The organism is Halorubrum sp. Hd13 (genome assembly GCF_002252755.1).
Taxonomy (GTDB): domain Archaea; phylum Halobacteriota; class Halobacteria; order Halobacteriales; family Haloferacaceae; genus Halorubrum.
In genome coordinates, this window is the sequence record NZ_NHOY01000057.1 from 1 (window position 1) to 2,295 (window position 2,295).

3 protein-coding genes are annotated in these 2,295 nt (G+C 71.4%); 1 reads left to right on the plus strand and 2 read right to left on the minus strand.

Annotated elements, in window-relative coordinates:
• Nucleotides 1–188: 188 nt before the first annotated feature.
• Together DJ81_RS08065 and DJ81_RS08070 are read right to left on the minus strand one after the other, a co-directional pair.
• Entirely contained in the window at nt 189–533 is a 345-nt protein-coding gene (locus DJ81_RS08065; protein WP_094580997.1) for a dihydroneopterin aldolase family protein, read from the minus strand.
• A gap of 49 nt (nt 534–582) precedes the next feature.
• Nucleotides 583–1,386, minus strand: a complete 804-nt coding sequence (locus DJ81_RS08070; protein WP_241881385.1) for a PHP domain-containing protein — start codon at nt 1,384–1,386, stop codon at nt 583–585.
• A 128-nt stretch (nt 1,387–1,514) separates the two neighbouring features.
• Between DJ81_RS08070 and DJ81_RS08075 the strand changes: the two genes are divergently transcribed.
• Nucleotides 1,515–2,295 (plus strand): amidohydrolase family protein (locus DJ81_RS08075; RefSeq protein WP_141212553.1); only part of this gene is annotated, 781 nt, incomplete at its 3' end.

A 2,295-nucleotide genomic window follows, 5' to 3' on the forward strand; every position in this document is an offset into this window, starting at 1 on the left:
GGGTCCGGTTCAAGTTCCGGCCCTACCTCGTGGAGGAGGGCCAGCGGTTCGTCTTCCGCGAGGGGTCGAGCAAGGGCGTCGGGACGATTCGGGACGTGGATTCGGCGGAGTGAATCGACGGATTGGGCCTCAACGGGACAGTTCAGTCCCCCTCGACGAAACGGATCAGTCCCCCTCGACGAAACGGATCAGTCCCCCTCGACGGAGACGAGTTCCATCAGCGGGTAGCCGTCGGCCATCGTCATCTGAGTGCGAACCGTCACGCCCTCGTGTTCGATCCGCATCTCGACGTCGATCAGCGAGCCGGTGAGCTCCGTGTAGCCGTTCTCGTGGTCGATCGCGTCGGCGACGCGGTCGTCGTGGATGTCGACGGTCACCGACTCGCAGAACGGCTGGTTCTCGATCGACTCGGCCATCGCGGCCTCCAAGCTCCGCGTGCTCGACGGGCTGACCGGCGTCCCGGCGAACTGGTGGTACAGCGAGCCGAACTTGATCCCGGCCTCGAAACACGCCTGCTGAGCGTCGCTTGCCATGTCCGTACTGCGGCGGCAGCGGCCTAAGAGGCTTCGGAGGGTAGCGGCGTTACTCGGTGGCCGTCGGCGGATCTCCCAAGAGCGACTCGACGGGAAGCGGCTCGATCCCCGTCTCGTCGAGGTAGCGCTCCAGCCGCGGGACCCGGTCGGCGAAGTCCTCGGGGTCGTGCGAGTCGGTCCCCACGACGAACCGGACGCCGCGGTCGCGGAACGCCTCCGCGAACGGATCGGTCGGATGAAACAGGTCGAACTCGCCGCGGTCGCCGGCCCTGCCGGCGTTGATCTCGGGAACGGTCCGGGAGTCGGCGCAGGCGGCCGCGACCCGGTCCCGGTGGGCGGCGGTCGTGAGCCCGCGGAGCGCGGGGTGGTTCTCCACGAGGTCGACGTGCGCGAGCACGTCGAACAGCCCCGACCCGACGAGCGAGACGACGGCGTCGTAGTAATCGTCGACGAACGCGCGGCGCTCGGCGTCGCTCGCGTCGTCGAACGACTCGAACGGGAACACCTGCTTCCCGGCGACGTAGTGGACGCTGCCGATCGCGTAGTCGAAGTCGGCCGCGGCGAGGAAGTCGCCGATCGCGGGCGCTAACTCGGGCTCGTAGTCCATCTCGACCGCGTCGTAGAGGGTCAGATCGGTCCGGTCGGCGGCGACCGCGAGCGCCTCCCGCCGGCGCTCGTGCGTGCGGTCGAAGTTGCGGTTCCACAAGAGGCGCTCGTCGCGCCACGCCTCGCTCAGGCTGCAGTGGTCGGCGAACCCGACGGCGTCGAGCCCCGCCGCCTCGGCGGCGTCGACCATGAGCGGGATCCCGGACCCGTCGGAGTAGGACGTGTGCGCGTGGACGTCGACGGTCACTCGTGAACGGAGGGGCCGAAGCGGCGTAAGCCCGTCGCGGGCGTGGAGTCGGGGGAGACGGCCGACCCCCGCCCACCCCGTCGTTCTCGAACCGAAGCCGTTTGGTTCGGGGGCCGGAATCGGTCCGTATGAACGCGCTTCGCGTGACGGGCGGCCGCGTCCTCCGCCCGGACGGCTCGGTGACCGTGGCCGACGTGACGATCGACAGCGACGCGGGACGGATCCTCGCGGTGGGAGACGACGCGGCCCCGGGCGCGGGGGACGCGCCGGCGGCCCCCGACGAAACCCTCGACGCCGAGGGGTCGCTCGTGATCCCCGGGCTCGTCAACGCGCACACGCACGCCGCGATGACGCTGCTCCGCGGGTACGCCGACGACAAGCCGCTGGACGCATGGCTCCGAGAGGATATCTGGCCGGCCGAGGCCGAACTGACCGACGACGACATCGAGGCCGGCGCCGCGCTCGGCGCGCTGGAGATGATCCGCTCGGGGACGACCGCGTTCGCGGACATGTACTTCGCGATGGACCGGGTGGCCGAGGTCGTCGACCGCGCCGGCCTGCGCGCGCGGCTCGGGCACGGCGTCGTGACGGTCGGCAAGGGGGAGGCCGACGCCCGCGCCGACGTCGAGGAGAGCATCGCGGTCGCCCGCGAGCTCGACGGCGCCGCCGACGGGCGGATCCGGACCGCGTTCATGCCGCACTCGCTGACGACGGTCGGCGAGGAGCTCCTGCGCGAGGGGGTCGCGGCGGCGCGCGAGGCCGGCGTCCCGGTGCACCTCCACGCGAACGAGACGGTCGACGAGGTCGACCCGATCGTCGACGAGCGCGGGGAGCGCCCGGTCGCGTACGCGGCCGACCTCGACGCGCTCGGCCCGGACGACTTCTTCGCGCACGGCGTCCACCTCGACG